Here is a 15,967-nt window from a genome sequence, read left to right as displayed (position 1 = left end):
ATAAATGTGATGACTATCTTATAGTCATAATATTTATAACGAGGACCAAAGGAGTAACGGTTTTATATACCGTTTGGTGATTTAGAAGCAGAAAAGGGAATAAGGGTGCGGCCTGATGCCCTCTCCCCCAGGGGAGAGGACGAAAGGTGATTACAGCGCCAGCAGACGCTCAACGGACGGCGCGAAGTAGTAGCCGCCGGTTACCGGCTTCGTGAAGCGCAGCATAGCGTCGCGCTTGCCGTCGGTGTCGCCAAACATGCTCAGCAGCTGCTGCTCAATGTTGTAGAGGCGCGCGCAGTAGGCGCAGAAGTACAGGCCGTGCGTGCCGCTCGCGGTGCCGTACGGCAGGCTCTGGCGGACAATCTTCAGCCCTTTGCCGTCTTCCTTAAGGTCAACGCGGGTCAGGTGGGACGTCACCGGACGGGCCTCGCCGTCGATCTCTTCGTTGGCGTCTTTGGTGCGGCCAATCATCATCTCCTGGTCATGCACGCTCATGCGGTTAAGCTGCCTGAGGTTGTGCTCCCAGCGCTGGACGAACACGTAGCTGCCGCCCGCGTCCACGCCATCCTTAATGACCGCCACGTCGCGACGAACCTCTTCCCCGGCCGGGTTTTCGGTGCCGTCAACGAAGCCGCTCAGATCGCGCTCTTCCACCCAGCGGAATCCGTGCACTTCTTCCTGCACGTCGATGCTGTCGCCGAACGCCTCAACCGCCGCCTGCGCTACCGAGAAATTCACGTCGTGACGCAGGGAGAGAATATGGATGAGCACGTCGTACTGGGTGGCAGGTGCAAGGCCTTTGCCATAAGGAACGAAGTCTTTCAGCTCTTCTGCACCTTGCCCGCCGCTCAGCTGGCGCCAGACGTTGTGGCCAAAGGCAACCACCGCCCCCAGATGGGCATCCGGAAATTTGGCCTGGAAGGTTGCCAGCTTATCCACGAAAACTTTACTGGCCGCACGCAGGGCATCCACATCCCCTTTAACATTGGCTTCAATCCAAATCGCCGCGCGGCAATGTTCTGGCAAAATGCCGCTCTGAACCTGAGACATCGCTCCTCCTGAAATAAAGATGCCACGTCAGCGTGGCATTGATGGCGGCTATTATACCCGGATTTCAGCGAGGCGGCTTGCTCAGGCGCAAATTACTGCTTCCAGATAATCTTGCTCACTTTCCAGTTTTTCAGGGTGTCGTCAGACGGCATTAACCCTTCAGGGCCGTTCCAGGTGCCGGTGAACAGATAGCTGATGTGCTGGCTGCCTTCGGCTTTACACTCGACCGCCACGCTGTCTTCTGACGGCGCGCTGGCGCAGTTGCCAAAGGCTTTCTGATAGAGATCGCTAAACGGCGTTCCCACCTTCACGCCGCCCGAGGCTGGAATATCTTCATCCATGACCGCAATGCGGTTTACCGTGCCTTTGTCGCCGTTGATGACCAGCGCCACCCTGTCGCCCTTCAACGCTTCGAAATAGCGCACGATGTTGCCGTTCTCGGTTTTCATGCCGCTGCGCAGGCGATAATCGCTGCCGATAGCATCCTGAATGGCATCCTGATCCAGCGCCGTTGAGGCGGTAATTTTGCCTACGCCCTGCTCGGTCACTTCCGTCGAGGAGCCGAACCAGTTCCACGGATAGGCCGCAGACCAGTTGATGGATGAGAGCGTGGAACAGCCGGTTAACGCCAGCGGGAGAGCGCATAAAAGTAAACGCAGCGATTTCATTGAGACGTCCTTACGTAGTAAATCAACGCTTGTTGGAGTACGACATCGGCAAAAAGTGCCGTGCTAATCTGGCTGTTGCGTAAAACAGGCGCGCAGGCGGGGGTGCGTGAGCAGCCACAGCAGCGCAACGATATCCGCCACCACCAGCGCAATCCCGATACCGGAGAGCGGCTCGCCGTACAGCCACAGCACGGGCTGCCAGAACAGGAGCGCAACCTGCGCCAAGATCAGCAGCCAGCGAAGCGCGCGCCAGAAGCGCGGGATTTTCTGGCGCCGACCGCTGCACAGAAACGCCAGCACCGCCGGGACGCCGGGCAGCAACCCCAGCCAGAAAGCCTGGCGATCGGGATAAAAAAGATTCAGTAACGTATCGCCCTGCCCGCGCGACGCGCCAGCCATCACGAACAAAAACCAGGTTCTGGCCTGCAACAGCAACACGCACCAGAACAGAAAAGGCAGACGCAGACGACCCTGAGCATCATAGTCGTCGGGGTGGAACTCAGTACTCTTCATCTTCGATCAGGCGTTTACCCAGCGTCAGCACATCAGAGTGCTCGTAGCCCAGGCGTTCATACATGCCCAGCACCACGTCGTTATCTTCCCGAACCATAATCTGAATTTTCGGGCAACCGCGGGCAATCAGCTTCTTCTCCAGACGGTTGAGCAGCGCGTTAGCAATGCCGCGCGCGCGATATTCCGGGTGCACGCCGAGATAATAGGCCGACCCGCGATGGCCGTCGTAACCGCCCATCACCGTTCCCACCACTTCGCCATTCACTTCGGCGACCAGAAACAGGCTGACGTCATGATTCAGCTTGCGTTCGATATCCATTTCCGGATCGTTCCACGGACGCAGCAGATCGCAGCGCTCCCAAAGGGTGATCACCTCTTCGAAATCTTCCTGGCGAAAAACGCGTATCTCCATGGTATTAACCGCCTTTTCGGGTTTAAAAACAGTGATTATGGCGTGAACAGGGCATTTAGCCAATAACCGGGGAAAAACTCGCCTGAATTTGGCATAATGTCACTTTGTCACGTATTGAAATGAAAAGTAAAACAATTCTCAATAAGGACTGTCGTAACGGGAAACACGATACGATATAACACCAGGACCTCATTTTTAGTATTCAGGCCGCATGAGCACATTCAAACCATTAAAAGCACTCACATCGCGTCGTCAGGTTCTCAAAGCGGGGCTGGCGGCCTTAACGTTAACCGGCATCGCTAAGCAGGCTCAGGCAAAAGAGGAGAGCACGCTTAAAACCAGCAACGGACACAGCAAACCTAAAGCCAAAAAAGCCGGCGCAAAGCGTCTGGTCATGCTCGATCCGGGCCACGGCGGGATCGACACCGGCGCCATTGGCAGAAACGGTTCGAAAGAAAAACACGTCGTGCTGGCAATTGCAAAAAATGTGCGCTCAATTTTACGCAGCAACGGCATTGACGCCCGCCTGACGCGCACTGGCGACACGTTTATCCCGCTGTACGATCGCGTGGAGATTGCCCATAAGCACGGTGCCGATCTGTTTATGTCCATTCACGCGGATGGTTTCACCAACCCGTCCGCCGCGGGCGCCTCGGTGTTCGCCCTCTCCAACCGTGGCGCCAGTAGCGCCATGGCGAAGTACCTCTCGGACCGCGAAAACCGCGCGGATGAGGTCGCCGGGAAAAAAGCGACCGACAAAGATCATCTGCTGCAGCAGGTGCTGTTTGACCTCGTTCAGACCGACACCATCAAAAACAGCCTGACGCTCGGCTCGCATATCCTCAAACGGATTAAGCCGGTGCACCGCCTGCACAGTAAAAGCACCGAGCAGGCCGCGTTTGTGGTGCTGAAGTCACCGTCAATTCCGTCCGTGCTGGTTGAAACCTCGTTCATAACCAACCCGGAAGAAGAACGCCTGCTCGGCACTAAGGCGTTTCGTCAGAAAATCGCTAACGCCATCGCCTCAGGGGTAATCAGTTATTTCAACTGGTTCGATAACCAAAAAGCGCACTCCAGGAAACGTTGATGAAACCGAATGCACAGCTGGTCAAAACCTTCCTGATGCAGCTACAGGACGAGATTTGCCGAAAACTGGCCGCCGCAGACGGCGGTGAGTTTCAGGAGGACACCTGGCAGCGCGAAGCTGGCGGCGGCGGGCGCAGTCGCGTGCTGCGCAACGGCGGTGTTTTTGAGCAGGCGGGGGTGAATTTTTCCCACGTTCACGGGGACGCCATGCCAGCCTCCGCCACGGCGCACCGTCCTGAACTGGCGGGCCGCAGCTTCGAGGCGATGGGCGTCTCGCTGGTGGTGCATCCGCATAACCCGTTTGTGCCGACCAGCCACGCCAACGTGCGTTTTTTCATTGCGGAAAAACCGGGGGCCGATCCGGTCTGGTGGTTTGGCGGCGGCTTTGATATGACCCCCTACTACGGCTTTGAAGAGGATGCCGTGCACTGGCACACCACCGCGCGCGACCTCTGCCTGCCGTTTGGCGAAGACGTTTACCCGAAATACAAAAAGTGGTGCGATGACTACTTCTATCTGAAGCACCGCGACGAGCAGCGCGGCATCGGCGGACTGTTCTTTGACGATCTGAACACGCCTGATTTTGATACCGCGTTCAGCTTTACGCGCACGGTGGGCGAGTGCTATACCGACGCTTATTTGCCCATTGTTGAACGGCGCAGAAACGCCGACTACGGCGTGCGCGAACGCGAGTTCCAGCTTTACCGTCGCGGGCGCTACGTGGAGTTCAACCTGGTGTGGGATCGCGGGACGCTGTTTGGCCTGCAGACCGGCGGGCGCACGGAGTCGATCCTGATGTCGATGCCGCCGCTGGTGCGCTGGGAGTACTGCTACGAGCCAAAAGAAGGCAGCCCGGAGGCTGCCCTGAGTGAGTTTATTAAGGTTCGGGACTGGGTTTAACCCTTACCCCTCACCCCGGCCCTCTCCCCAAAGGGGCGAGGGTGAAAAGACGGCTCAGAGCAGTCCCCTCTCCCCTAGGGGGAGAGGGTTAGGGTGAGGGGCGAGGTCAATAAATCACAGCGGCTGCGTCTGCGCCTCAACCACCGCCAGCGCCACCATGTTCACGATGCGGCGCACGGATGCGATCGGCGTTAACACATGGACGGGCTTCGATACCCCCATCAGCACAGGTCCAACGGTCACCCCTTCAGAGCTTGAGACGCGCAGCAGGTTATAGCTGATACGCGCCGCCTCCACGTTCGGCATAATCAGCACGTTCGCCGAGCCTTTCAGCGGGCTGTCAGGCATGCGTTCATTACGAATACTCTCCACCAGCGCGGCGTCGCCGTGCATCTCGCCGTCGATCATCAGCTCCGGCGCGCGCTCGCGCACCAGCTCCAGCGTCTGGCGCATTTTGCAGGCCGCCGCGGACTTAGATGACCCAAAGTTAGAGTGCGACAGCAGCGCCACTTTCGGCTCAATCCCGAAGCGACGCACGGTTTCTGCCGCCATCACGGTGATTTCCGCCAGCTCGTCCGGGGTAGGATCGTCGTTGACGTAGGTATCGGCGATAAAGGTGTTACCGCTCGGCAGCAGCAGCGCGTTCATCGCCCCGGCCGTATGGACACCCTCGCGATAGCCGAAGATCTCCTGCACCACGCTGAAGTGTTCGTGGTACTCACCGATGGTGCCGCAGATGAGCGCATCCGCCTCACCGCGATGAACCATAATCGCGCCGATCACCGTGGTGTTGCTGATCACCGCACGCTGCGCCTGCTCCTGGGTGATGCCGCGACGCTTCATGATCGCATAGTATTCGTTCCAGTACTCCTTGAAGCGCGGATCGGATTCGTTATTAACGATCTCAAAATCCACGCCCGGCTTAATTTGCAGGCCCAGCTTCTGAATGCGCATCTCGATCACGCTCGGGCGACCGATCAGGATCGGTTTCGCCAGTCCCAGGGTAATCAGCTCCTGCGTCGCGTGCAGAACGCGCGCCTCCTCCCCTTCCGCCAGCACCACGCGCTTCGCGTCGGCACGCGCCTGGGAGAAGATCGGCTTCATAAACAGGTTGGTTTTGTAGACAAACTCGGTGAGCTTATCGACATAGGCATCGAAGTCTTCAATCGGGCGCGTCGCCACGCCGGAATCCATCGCCGCTTTAGCCACCGCAGGCGCGATCTTCACGATCAGACGCGGGTCAAACGGTTTTGGAATGATGTAGTCCGGGCCGAAGCTCAGATCCTGATCGCCGTAGGCGGAGGCCACCACTTCGCTCTGCTCGGCGTGCGCCAGCTCCGCGATGGCGTGAACGGCGGCGAGCTTCATCTCCTCGTTGATCGCCGTTGCGCCGACGTCCAGCGCGCCGCGGAAGATGAACGGGAAGCAGAGCACGTTGTTGACCTGGTTCGGGTAGTCAGAACGGCCGGTACAGATGATGGCGTCCTCACGCACCGCTTTCGCCAGCGGCGGCAAAATTTCCGGCTCGGGGTTCGCCAGCGCCAGAATCAGCGGGGCGCGCGCCATCTTCTGCACCATCTCCTGTGTCAGCACCTTCGGACCAGAGCAGCCCAGGAAGATATCCGCTCCGTCAATCACGTCCTCGAGCGTGCGCTTGCCGTCATCTTGCACCGCGTAGGCCGCTTTGGTTTCCGCCATGTTCGGCTCGCGGTCTTTGTAGATAACGCCCTTGGAGTCGCAGACCACGATGTTGTGCTTCTGCATTCCCAGCGCCACCAGCAGGTTCATACAGGCAATCGCCGCTGCCCCCGCGCCGGACACCACCATGCGCACGTCGGAAAGATTTTTTTCCACCACGCGCAGGCCGTTCAGAATGGCGGCGGTGCTGATAATTGCGGTGCCGTGCTGGTCGTCATGGAACACGGGAATGTTCATACGCTCGCGCAGCTTCTGCTCGATATAGAAACATTCCGGCGCTTTGATGTCTTCCAGGTTGATGCCGCCGAAGGTCGGCTCCAGCGCCGCCACCACGTTGATGAATTTATCAGGATCCAGTTCGTCCACCTCGATATCGAACACGTCGATACCGGCGAATTTCTTAAACAGAACGCCCTTGCCTTCCATTACCGGCTTACCGGCCAGCGCGCCGATGTTCCCCAGCCCGAGCACCGCCGTGCCGTTAGATATCACCGCAACCAGGTTGCCGCGCGCGGTGTATTTGTAGGCCGCCAGCGGATCTTTTTCGATTTCAAGGCACGGGGCCGCCACGCCCGGCGAGTAGGCCAGCGCCAGGTCGCGCTGGGTTGCCAGCGGCTTGGTGGGGGAAACCTGGATTTTACCCGGAACAGGAAACTCGTGAAAATCGAGAGCACTTTGTTTTAACTGATCGTCCATCTTGTTATTCCTTTCACGTTTCGGTCAAAAAGGGTGATGTTGACGTTCCTATGCACACCCTGGTGTGCCGCATAGTATCGCCGCAGGCAGGTCCACAAACTTTGAAGGCTGCCAAACTCTCACCATTGCAGAATAAAAATTGTTATCAACTTATAGCAACCATGTTACCCGTCTCAGGGAGCAATGCCTCCCCCGTCTGCTATGCTTTTTTGTTAAGTCCATCATGATTTTCTCAGAAGTGTGAACTAACGCACTCGACTAACTCTTTTATTTCCAAGGAGTAATTATGAACCAGCTAGACGGCATCAAACAATTTACCACCGTGGTTGCGGACAGCGGCGACATCGAGTCGATTCGTCACTACCAGCCGGAAGACGCGACCACCAACCCTTCTCTGCTGCTCAAGGCGGCCGGGCTGGCGCACTTTAGCCATCTGATTGACGACGCCCTTGCCTACGGCAAACAGCGCGGGAAGACCCAGGAGCAGCAGGTCGCCGAAGCGAGCGACAAGCTGGCGGTTAACATCGGTGCGGAAATTCTGAAAAGCATACCGGGGCGCGTCTCCACCGAGGTGGATGCCCGCCTCTCGTTCGATCGGGAAAAAAGCATTAACAAAGCCCGCCGCATAGTGGAGCTTTACCAGGAGCAGGGGATCGACAAATCGCGCATTCTGATTAAGCTCGCCTCCACCTGGGAAGGCATCCGCGCGGCGGAAGTGCTGGAAAAAGAGGGGATCCACTGCAACCTGACGCTGCTGTTCTCCTTTGCGCAGGCGCGCGCCTGTGCCGAAGCGGGCGTGTTCCTGATCTCCCCCTTCGTCGGGCGTATTTACGACTGGTATCAGGCGAAACAGCCGATGGATCCGTACGTGGTGGAGGAAGACCCGGGCGTGAAGTCGGTACGTAATATTTACGACTATTACAAGCAGCACCGCTACGAGACCATCGTCATGGGGGCCAGCTTCCGCCGCACCGAGCAGATCCTGGCGCTCGCGGGCTGCGACCGCCTGACCATCTCCCCGGATCTGCTGAAAAAGCTTCAGGAGAGCGAAGAGACGGTGATCCGCAAGCTGGTGCCAACCTCTACCGTACTGCCGAAACCGAAAGCCATGACCGAAGCGGAATTCCGCTGGGAGCACAATCAGGACCCGATGTCCGTGGAAAAACTGGCGGACGGCATCCGCCAGTTCGCCGTCGACCAGCGCAAACTTGAAGATCTTCTTGCTGCCAAACTTTAACCTTGCCACGGAGTGAACTATGTCCCGTAAAGAGCTCGCCAACGCCATTCGCGCCCTGAGCATGGATGCCGTACAAAAAGCCAATTCCGGCCACCCTGGCGCCCCCATGGGTATGGCCGATATCGCCGAAGTGCTGTGGAATGATTTCCTGAAGCACAACCCAACCGATCCGACCTGGTACGACCGCGACCGTTTTATTCTCTCCAACGGCCACGCCTCGATGCTGCTCTACAGCCTGCTGCACCTGTCCGGCTACGATCTGCCGCTTGAGGAGCTAAAAAACTTCCGCCAGCTGCACTCCAAAACGCCGGGCCACCCGGAGATCGGCTATACGCCGGGCGTTGAAACCACCACCGGGCCGCTGGGCCAGGGGCTGGCGAATGCCGTCGGGCTGGCGATTGCCGAACGCACGCTGGCCGCGCAGTTTAACCAGCCGGACCACGACATTGTCGATCACTACACGTATGTCTTTATGGGCGACGGCTGTCTGATGGAGGGGATCTCCCACGAGGTCTGCTCTCTCGCGGGCACGCTGGGGCTGGGCAAGCTGATTGGCTTCTACGACCACAACGGCATCTCCATTGACGGCGAAACCGAGGGCTGGTTTACCGACGACACGGCGAAGCGCTTTGAGGCCTACCACTGGCACGTGGTGCATGAGATCGACGGTCACGACGCGGAAGCGGTGAAAAAAGCGATTCAGGAAGCGCAGAGCGTGACGGACAAACCGTCCCTGATTATCTGCCGCACCACCATCGGCTTCGGCTCGCCGAACAAAGCGGGCAAGGAAGAGGCGCACGGCGCGGCGCTGGGTGAAGAGGAAGTGGCGCTGACTCGTCAGAAGCTGGGCTGGAAACACCCGGCATTTGAGATCCCAAAAGAGATCTACAGGGCCTGGGATGCCCGCGAAGCCGGTGAAAAAGCGCAGCAGTCCTGGAACGAAAAGTTTGCCGCCTACAAAAAAGCGTATCCTGAGCTGGCGGCCGAGTTTACCCGCCGCATGAGCGGCGGCCTGCCGGAGGACTGGGAAGAGAAAACCCAGGCGCTGATTAAAAACCTGCAGTCCAGTCCGGCGAAAATCGCCACCCGTAAAGCCTCGCAAAACACCCTGAACGCCATTGGCCCGATCCTGCCTGAGCTGCTCGGCGGCTCGGCGGATCTGGCGCCAAGCAACCTGACCATCTGGTCCGGCTCGAAATCGCTGAAGGAAGATATCGCCGGGAACTACATCCACTACGGCGTGCGCGAGTTCGGAATGACCGCGATTGCCAACGGCATCGCCCATCACGGTGGCTTCGTGCCGTACACCGCCACCTTCCTGATGTTTGTCGAATATGCCCGTAACGCGGCGCGTATGGCGGCGCTGATGAAGGCAAGGCAGATCATGGTGTACACCCACGACTCCATCGGGCTGGGGGAAGATGGCCCTACCCACCAGGCGGTGGAGCAGCTGGCAAGCCTGCGCTTAACGCCGAACTTTAGCACCTGGCGCCCGTGCGATCAGGTTGAAGCGGCAGTGGGCTGGAAGCTGGCCGTTGAGCGCCATAACGGGCCAACGGCGCTGATCCTGTCGCGCCAGAACCTGGCGCAGATCGAGCGCACGCCGGAGCAGGTGAAAAATATCGCCCGCGGCGGCTACATCCTCAAGGACAGCGGCGGCAAGCCGGACGTGATCCTGATTGCCACCGGCTCCGAGGTGGAAATCACGGTGAAAGCGGCGGAGAAGCTGACCGCCGAAGGACACGCGGTGCGGGTGGTATCCCTGCCTTCCACGGATATCTTCGACGCGCAGGATGAGGCGTACCGGGAATCGGTGCTCCCTTCCAACGTCGCGGCACGCGTGGCTGTCGAGGCGGGCATCGCCGACTACTGGTACAAATACGTCGGGCTGAAGGGGGCGATTGTCGGTATGCGGGGCTACGGTGAATCCGCCCCTGCCGACAAGCTGTTCCCGTACTTCGGCTTTACCGTTGAGAACGTGGTAGAGAAGGCCTTGAGCGTGATGTAGTGCGCTCTGCGTGCCCGGTGGCGCTACGCTTGCCGGGCACTACCGCGTGATCCATAGCGTGGGCCAGGCGTCTGGCCCATTCCAGTTATCACAGCTTGGCTCTTCGGCATAGCGCACCAGGCGGAAGCGCTGGCCGTTAAAGCGCCAGCGGGTCTGGATCCCGCAGTCGCCAATCCCTCGCCCCAGCGCCAGCGTCGTCAGCTCGCGCGTTTTTTCATCGAAGCTGGCATTCATCAGCTCCATGTCGCTGGTCTGGCTGGACGGGGTAAACGGCAGACGCAGCCTGACGCTTCTGGCCGAAAACGGTTTTTTACGCGACACCAGCCACGCCAGGTCGACGGTATTGTACGCCCCCGCTTCGCAGCTGATGATCATCAGCGCTTTATCATCGGTTAGCGCGGTGACGCGCACTTCGCGCCGGTTCGGATCGAGGGAGCACTGGCTGCGGTTCATCCGCCAGGCACCGTAATCCAGCAGATCGTTCAGCTCGCTATGCGTCAGCGGCGTTGGCGTCGGGTTCACCACGGCCACCTTTTTTAAAGGCGGCGCGGGCGGCACGCTCAGCGGCGGGCTATCCCCTTTCCTGATCCATGCCGTTTCGCTGCCGACGCGCTTCTGCTGGGCGTCGATAAACAGCAGCGCCGCCTTCAGCCCGACCAGAGAGATCGTCTGCTTCCCCCCGCGCAGGGTTATCGCCTGCCCTTCCTGAATGGTTTTCAGAAACGTGGTGATGGTGCCCGTATCGTCAGTTTTAAGGTGCCAGGGGGTTAGCAGCCAGCGCTGCGAATTGAGTTTTAGCGGGACATTGTCGAGCAGCAGGCGCGGGGCGACGTCTGGCTCTTTCACCGGAGGGGCCGAAAGCCCGCCGAGATCGATGCGCAGGCTGGCGTCCGTTTTTGCTCCGGCGCTGCGGCTCAGGGTCATGACCAGGCCGCGATGCTCGCCGGTATTCCGCGCTACGCAAAAATTCTGGTTGTTGCAGGTAACCTGCCAGTCCGAGAAGGACTGCTGCGCGGGCGCAGCCCACGCCAGCGGCGCGGGTAGCCCACAAAAAACGAAGAGAAGTAAAACGCAGTAGCGCATGAATGGCACAGCCCCGGAAGCGAAAAGGTCAATCTGGGGCGTATCTTCGTGCCCCGGGCGGGCTGGCTCAATCGGATTTATCGGATAGATTTATCTGAAATACAACTTCTCACGACGCCTGCGCGACGTTCATCAGCCCGCTGGTTTGCAGGTACTGCAACAGGATCACCGCCTTACCGTCGCGGATCTCGCCGCTTTTCATCATCGCGACGGCCTGACTGAAGGGCATTTCCAGCACTTCAATATCTTCGTCCTCCACGCCGCCGCCCCGGTGAGTGCGCTGGGCATCGGTGTATTCCGCAATGAAGAAGTGAACCAGCTCGGTTACCCCGCCAGGGGACATGAAAAGCTCGAAGACCTTCTGCACCGCGCCCACCTCAAACCCCGTCTCCTCGATAGCCTCTTTGCGGATGCACACTTCCGGCTCATCGTCGTCAAGCAGGCCCGCGCAGGTTTCGATCAGGCGACCGTCCGCATTGCCATTGACCCATGTCGCCACACGAAACTGGCGGATCAGCACCACGCTTTGCTTTTCACGGTTATACAGCAGAATGGTTGCGCCATTGCCCCGGTCGTAGACCTCGCGCCTGTGGCGAATAACGTCTCCGTTCTTACGGGTTAAATCGTAAGTGATGTTACGCAGGACAAAGTAATTTTCGGAAAGGATTTTGTCTTTGATAACGGTGATGTTCAGGGACATACGGGCTCCACGGCAAAATGAGTCTGCTTATATTACGCCGTGAAGCCCGCTTTGTCGCCCGCGAGCGTTAATGCATCCTGCGCGGCTGCACGCCGAGCCACTCCACGATCCCCTGCGCGGCATGGCGCCCTTCCGCCATGGCGGTGACCACCAGATCCGCACCGCGTACCGCATCCCCGCCGGCAAAAATCTGCGGATTCGAGGTCTGGTAGCGATAGCGGCTCTCCACGGAGGCCCTGATGCGGCCCCAGTCGTCGGTGTCGACCCCCTGCGCCTGCAGCAACGGCATGGCGTGCGGATTAAACCCAAATGCCATGATCGCCGCATCAGCAGGCATCACAAACTCGCTGCCCGCCACCGGGACAGGGCGCCGACGCCCCTGCGCATCCGGCTCGCCCAGCACGGTGCGCAGCATCCTGACACCGTTGACCTTCCCGTCCTCATCCAGCGTTAGCTCAACCGGCTGGACGTTAAACTCAAACGCCGCGCCCTCTTCTTTCGCGTTTTTGACCTCTTTTTTTGAGCCCGGCATGTTGGCCTCGTCCCGCCGATAGGCGCAGGTCACTTTTGCCGCACCGTGGCGCAGCGCGGTGCGCACGCAGTCCATCGCCGTATCGCCCCCGCCGAGCACCACCACGTTCAACCCCCGCGTGTCGATAAACGGCTCGTCCGCGGAGGGCTCAAGCCCCATGACGTTCCGCGTGTTTGCCACTAAAAACGGCAGCGCGTCATAGACCCCCGGCGCGTCCTCATTGGGAATACCCGCTTTCATGGAGCGATAGGTACCAACGCCGATAAAAATGGCGTCGTAGTCGCTCCGCAGCCGGTCCATCGACACGTCTTTACCCACCTCGCAGTTCAGCTCGAAGCGGATGCCCATCGCGCTGAAGATCTCCCTGCGCCGCGCCAGCAGCGATTTATCCAGCTTGAAGGAAGGAATGCCAAAGGTCAGCAGCCCGCCGATTTCCGGATGACGATCGTAAACCGTCACGCTCACGCCGCTGCGCACCAGCGCATCGGCGCATGCCAGCCCTGCCGGACCGGCGCCGATGATGGCGACACGCTTATCGACCGGCACGACGTTGCTGAGGTCCGGCGTCCAGCCCATCGCCAGCGCCCGATCTGAGATATACCGTTCGATATTACCGATGGTTACGGCACCAGACGCGTCACGCAGGGTGCAGGCGCCTTCACATAATCGATCCTGCGGGCAGACGCGGCCGGTAATTTCCGGTAAACAGTTGGTCTGGTGAGAAAGCTCGGCCGCCCCGGCGATATCACCCGCCCCGATCCGTTCGATCCACTGCGGGATGTGGTTGTGCAGCGGGCAGGTCCATTCGCAGATGCTGTGCTCGCCGCATTTCAGGCACCGGGACGCTTCGCGCTGCGCCTGTTCCGGCCGAAACGGCTGGTAGATCTCGTTAAAATGGCAGGCGCGCGCTTCGGGGCTGAGCTTATCCGGCTCACCGCGCGCCGGGGTGTGTTGCATCTGCTGCAGTTTGCTTTGCGGACGTACCGCCTGTACCGCCTCGCTGTGCCACGGCTGCGCTTCAAGCCCTGCGCTGCGCTGGCGGCGCTGCTTCGCCAGGTTATCCAGCACGGCGGGAGTGGCGAGCGTGAGCACGTTAGCGGGGCAGTTTTCAACGCAGGCCGGGCCCTGTGGCCTTCCCTGACAGAGGTCGCACTTGTGCGCCGAGGCCTTTACGCTGCCGTTATCCAGCGGGGTAACTATTATCTCCATGGTGCCGAAGGGGCAGGCCACCACGCAGGCCTTACAGCCAATGCATTTTTGTTGATTGACCTGTACGCTGTCGCCCTGTTTAGCGATGGCCCCGTTCGGGCAGCTTTGCGCGCAGGGTGCGTTTTCACAGTGGTGGCAGGTGACGGGGCTTTTTCGGGAGCCAGACGTCAGGACCGTAATGCGGGGATGAAAATGACGCTCGCTCAGCACGTGCTGTTTACCATTGTGCGCCATCACGCAGGCGACTTCGCAGGCGCGGCAACCGATGCACTGCTCACTGCTGGCGATAATAAAACGATTCATAACAACACCTGTTTTTGGTTCAATAACCTTATTCTTTATATTGTTACCGTATTTACCCACAGCGGCATGGCGACGCAATGTTCAAATGCCCAGGAAGCCGAACTATTTCCAGTGAACCTGTGGCAGATCAATTTTATTCAGGAAGCTGATTTGTGACCGTTAAACGCCCCGTTTCGGGAAGCCTGGCCCGGGCTTTCTTTTTGATGATTGTGCTGTCCGTCCTCATCAGCGCCATTGCGCTGGTTACGCTCGCCAGCAGCCAGCGCGACGCCGAGGCGATTAACATCGCCGGATCGCTGCGCATGCAGAGCTACCGCCTGGGCTACGAACTGCAGCGCGCCAGCCCGTCGCTGGCAGAGCACCGCGCGGTCTGGCAGCAAACGCTGGGCGCCCCCGCGTTGCAGAAGTTAACCCGCTGGTATGTGCCGGAGGACGTCAAGCAGCGTTACGGGCAGCTTCACCTTGCCTGGCAGGAGATGGATAAACGCATCGCCAGCGGCGATGCCGGGTGGTATCAGACCCACATTGAGGACTTCGTTGGCCGCATCGACGCCTTCGTGCTGGCGCTACAGCACTACACCGAACATAAAATTCAGCTGGTGGTTTTAGTCTCGCTGACGGGCGGGCTGGCCATTTTACTGCTGGCGGTAGTCACCCTGCGGCGGATCCGGCGTCAGGTCGTGCTGCCGCTGAACAACCTGGTGGCGGCGAGCGAGCGTATCGAGCAGGGGCAGTTCGACACGCCCGCGCCGGACACCGCGCTCCCCAACGAGCTGGGCCAGCTTTCCCGCGCCTTCAACCATATGTCGGCGGAGCTGCACACCCTGTATCGCTCCCTTGAAGCCTCCGTTGCCGAAAAAACCCGCCACCTGAATGAAGCGCACCAGCAGCTCGACATGCTGTTTAAATGCTCGCAGGCGCTGAATACCGGGCAGATAGACAGCCACTGCTTCCGGCATATGCTGCAGATTGTGCATGAATACACCCGAATGAATTACCTGCAGCTGCGCACCAGCGACGACTGGCAGCTGTGCGAAGGGCAGGAAACGCCCGGCGCGGAGATGCACAATTTACCGGTGTTAATGCAGGACACCCTCTACGGCGAACTGCGCTGGCAGAGCGCGACGGGGCATGTTCCCCTGCCGCTGATGGAAAGCGTGGCGACGATGCTTGGCCGCGGGCTCTATTTCAACCAGGCTCAAAAGCACTATCAACAGCTGCTGCTGATGGAGGAGCGCGCCACCATTGCCCGCGAGCTGCATGATTCGCTGGCGCAGGTGCTCTCCTATTTACGCATTCAGCTTACGCTGCTGAAGCACGCCGTGCCGGGCGATAACGCCCCGGCGCAGAGCATTATTACGGACTTCTCCCGCGAGCTGAATAACGCCTGGCATCAGCTTCGCGAGCTGCTTACCACCTTCCGCCTGACGCTGAATCACGCCAATCTTCCCGCCGCCCTTCAGGAGTCTCTCGACGGACTGCAGGGCCAGACCAGCGCGAAGCTGGTGCTCGACTGCCGCCTCTCATCGCTGGCGCTGGACGCGCAAAAGCAGGTTCACCTTCTGCAGATCGTACGCGAGGCGGTGCTGAATGCGATTAAACATGCCGGGGCGAGCGAGATCGTCGTCAGCTGCATTACCGCGGCGGATGGCACCCACACGGTCACGGTCTGCGATAACGGTATTGGTATCGGCGACGCAAGTGAACCGCCGGGGCACTACGGGCTGAACATCATGCGCGAACGCGCAGAGCGGCTCGGCGGGACGTTACGCTTCTCCCAGCCGCCGCAGGGCGGTACGCAGGTCAGCGTGACGTTCCGGACGCCGGCGGCGCAGGCTGAAAAATGGTCATAACGCGGGCGCGCTGGGAAAA

Annotated in this window: 13 protein-coding genes; 5 read left to right on the top strand and 8 right to left on the bottom strand. The window is 59.6% G+C overall.

Annotated elements, in window-relative coordinates:
* Positions 1–150 precede the first annotated feature (150 nt).
* From MOQ06_RS05440 to MOQ06_RS05425, 4 genes are all read right to left on the bottom strand, one after another.
* Complete coding sequence (locus tag MOQ06_RS05440) at positions 151–1,050, bottom strand: Dyp-type peroxidase (RefSeq protein WP_242171822.1); 900 nt, start codon at positions 1,048–1,050, stop codon at positions 151–153.
* Between the two features lie 92 nt (positions 1,051–1,142).
* Entirely contained in the window at positions 1,143–1,718 is a 576-nt protein-coding gene (locus MOQ06_RS05435; protein WP_148420002.1) for an RpoE-regulated lipoprotein, read from the bottom strand.
* A 63-nt stretch (positions 1,719–1,781) separates the two neighbouring features.
* Positions 1,782–2,231 (bottom strand): DUF2919 domain-containing protein, encoded by a 450-nt coding sequence (locus tag MOQ06_RS05430; RefSeq protein WP_148420003.1) that lies wholly within the window; start codon positions 2,229–2,231, stop codon positions 1,782–1,784.
* Positions 2,218–2,643 (bottom strand): GNAT family acetyltransferase, encoded by a 426-nt coding sequence (locus tag MOQ06_RS05425; protein ID WP_119937390.1) that lies wholly within the window; start codon positions 2,641–2,643, stop codon positions 2,218–2,220. The genes MOQ06_RS05430 and MOQ06_RS05425 overlap by 14 nt, the downstream gene beginning before the upstream one ends.
* A gap of 211 nt (positions 2,644–2,854) precedes the next feature.
* Between MOQ06_RS05425 and amiA the strand changes: the two genes are divergently transcribed.
* Together amiA and hemF are read left to right on the top strand one after the other, a co-directional pair.
* Positions 2,855–3,730: an N-acetylmuramoyl-L-alanine amidase AmiA gene (gene amiA, locus MOQ06_RS05420; protein ID WP_242171819.1), complete on the top strand. Its 876-nt coding sequence runs from the start codon at positions 2,855–2,857 to the stop codon at positions 3,728–3,730.
* Positions 3,730–4,629: an oxygen-dependent coproporphyrinogen oxidase gene (hemF, locus tag MOQ06_RS05415; protein ID WP_242171816.1), complete on the top strand. Its 900-nt coding sequence runs from the start codon at positions 3,730–3,732 to the stop codon at positions 4,627–4,629. Before amiA ends, hemF begins: the two co-directional genes overlap by 1 nt.
* Positions 4,630–4,743: 114 nt before the next feature.
* On the opposite strand, the gene maeB is transcribed toward hemF, so the two are convergent.
* Positions 4,744–7,023 (bottom strand): NADP-dependent oxaloacetate-decarboxylating malate dehydrogenase, encoded by a 2,280-nt coding sequence (gene maeB, locus MOQ06_RS05410; RefSeq protein WP_242171813.1) that lies wholly within the window; start codon positions 7,021–7,023, stop codon positions 4,744–4,746.
* A 286-nt stretch (positions 7,024–7,309) separates the two neighbouring features.
* Here maeB and tal point away from each other — a divergent pair, with 286 nt between their 5' ends.
* Positions 7,310–8,260, top strand: a complete 951-nt coding sequence (tal, locus tag MOQ06_RS05405) for a transaldolase (protein ID WP_242171808.1) — start codon at positions 7,310–7,312, stop codon at positions 8,258–8,260.
* Positions 8,261–8,279: 19 nt separating this feature from the next.
* A complete protein-coding gene (gene tkt, locus MOQ06_RS05400) occupies positions 8,280–10,268 on the top strand; it encodes a transketolase (protein ID WP_242171806.1) in 1,989 nt (662 codons plus the stop codon).
* 39 nt (positions 10,269–10,307) lie between these two features.
* On the opposite strand, the gene MOQ06_RS05395 is transcribed toward tkt, so the two are convergent.
* From MOQ06_RS05395 to aegA, 3 genes are all read right to left on the bottom strand, one after another.
* Positions 10,308–11,351: a DUF1176 domain-containing protein gene (locus MOQ06_RS05395; RefSeq protein ID WP_148420720.1), complete on the bottom strand. Its 1,044-nt coding sequence runs from the start codon at positions 11,349–11,351 to the stop codon at positions 10,308–10,310.
* Positions 11,352–11,460: 109 nt separating this feature from the next.
* On the bottom strand, positions 11,461–12,051 hold the full coding sequence (nudK, locus tag MOQ06_RS05390; protein WP_242171777.1) for a GDP-mannose pyrophosphatase NudK: 591 nt from the start codon (positions 12,049–12,051) through the stop codon (positions 11,461–11,463).
* A gap of 67 nt (positions 12,052–12,118) precedes the next feature.
* The gene (gene aegA, locus MOQ06_RS05385; RefSeq protein WP_242171775.1) at positions 12,119–14,095 is read right to left on the bottom strand and encodes a formate-dependent uric acid utilization protein AegA; all 1,977 of its coding nucleotides are present in this window, start codon (positions 14,093–14,095) and stop codon (positions 12,119–12,121) included.
* Between the two features lie 152 nt (positions 14,096–14,247).
* Between aegA and narQ the strand changes: the two genes are divergently transcribed.
* Entirely contained in the window at positions 14,248–15,948 is a 1,701-nt protein-coding gene (gene narQ / locus MOQ06_RS05380) for a nitrate/nitrite two-component system sensor histidine kinase NarQ (protein ID WP_242171759.1), read from the top strand.
* Positions 15,949–15,967: the final 19 nt, after the last annotated feature.

Source organism: Enterobacter sp. I4, assembly GCF_022669095.1.
Taxonomy (GTDB): Bacteria; Pseudomonadota; Gammaproteobacteria; order Enterobacterales; family Enterobacteriaceae; genus Enterobacter; species Enterobacter pasteurii.
This window is presented reverse-complemented; position numbering and strand designations above follow the sequence as displayed.

What these genes read in the sequence shown, in the direction of transcription:
- MOQ06_RS05440 (WP_242171822.1), bottom strand. Translation starts at nt 1,050, where the DNA reads ATGTCTCAGGTTCAGAGCGGCATTTTGCCAGAACATTGCCGCGCGGCG.
- MOQ06_RS05435 (WP_148420002.1), bottom strand. Translation starts at nt 1,718, where the DNA reads ATGAAATCGCTGCGTTTACTTTTATGCGCTCTCCCGCTGGCGTTAACC.
- MOQ06_RS05430 (WP_148420003.1), bottom strand. Translation starts at nt 2,231, where the DNA reads ATGAAGAGTACTGAGTTCCACCCCGACGACTATGATGCTCAGGGTCGT.
- MOQ06_RS05425 (WP_119937390.1), bottom strand. Translation starts at nt 2,643, where the DNA reads ATGGAGATACGCGTTTTTCGCCAGGAAGATTTCGAAGAGGTGATCACC.
- amiA (WP_242171819.1), top strand. Translation starts at nt 2,855, where the DNA reads ATGAGCACATTCAAACCATTAAAAGCACTCACATCGCGTCGTCAGGTT.
- hemF (WP_242171816.1), top strand. Translation starts at nt 3,730, where the DNA reads ATGAAACCGAATGCACAGCTGGTCAAAACCTTCCTGATGCAGCTACAG.
- maeB (WP_242171813.1), bottom strand. Translation starts at nt 7,023, where the DNA reads ATGGACGATCAGTTAAAACAAAGTGCTCTCGATTTTCACGAGTTTCCT.
- tal (WP_242171808.1), top strand. Translation starts at nt 7,310, where the DNA reads ATGAACCAGCTAGACGGCATCAAACAATTTACCACCGTGGTTGCGGAC.
- tkt (WP_242171806.1), top strand. Translation starts at nt 8,280, where the DNA reads ATGTCCCGTAAAGAGCTCGCCAACGCCATTCGCGCCCTGAGCATGGAT.
- MOQ06_RS05395 (WP_148420720.1), bottom strand. Translation starts at nt 11,351, where the DNA reads ATGCGCTACTGCGTTTTACTTCTCTTCGTTTTTTGTGGGCTACCCGCG.
- nudK (WP_242171777.1), bottom strand. Translation starts at nt 12,051, where the DNA reads ATGTCCCTGAACATCACCGTTATCAAAGACAAAATCCTTTCCGAAAAT.
- aegA (WP_242171775.1), bottom strand. Translation starts at nt 14,095, where the DNA reads ATGAATCGTTTTATTATCGCCAGCAGTGAGCAGTGCATCGGTTGCCGC.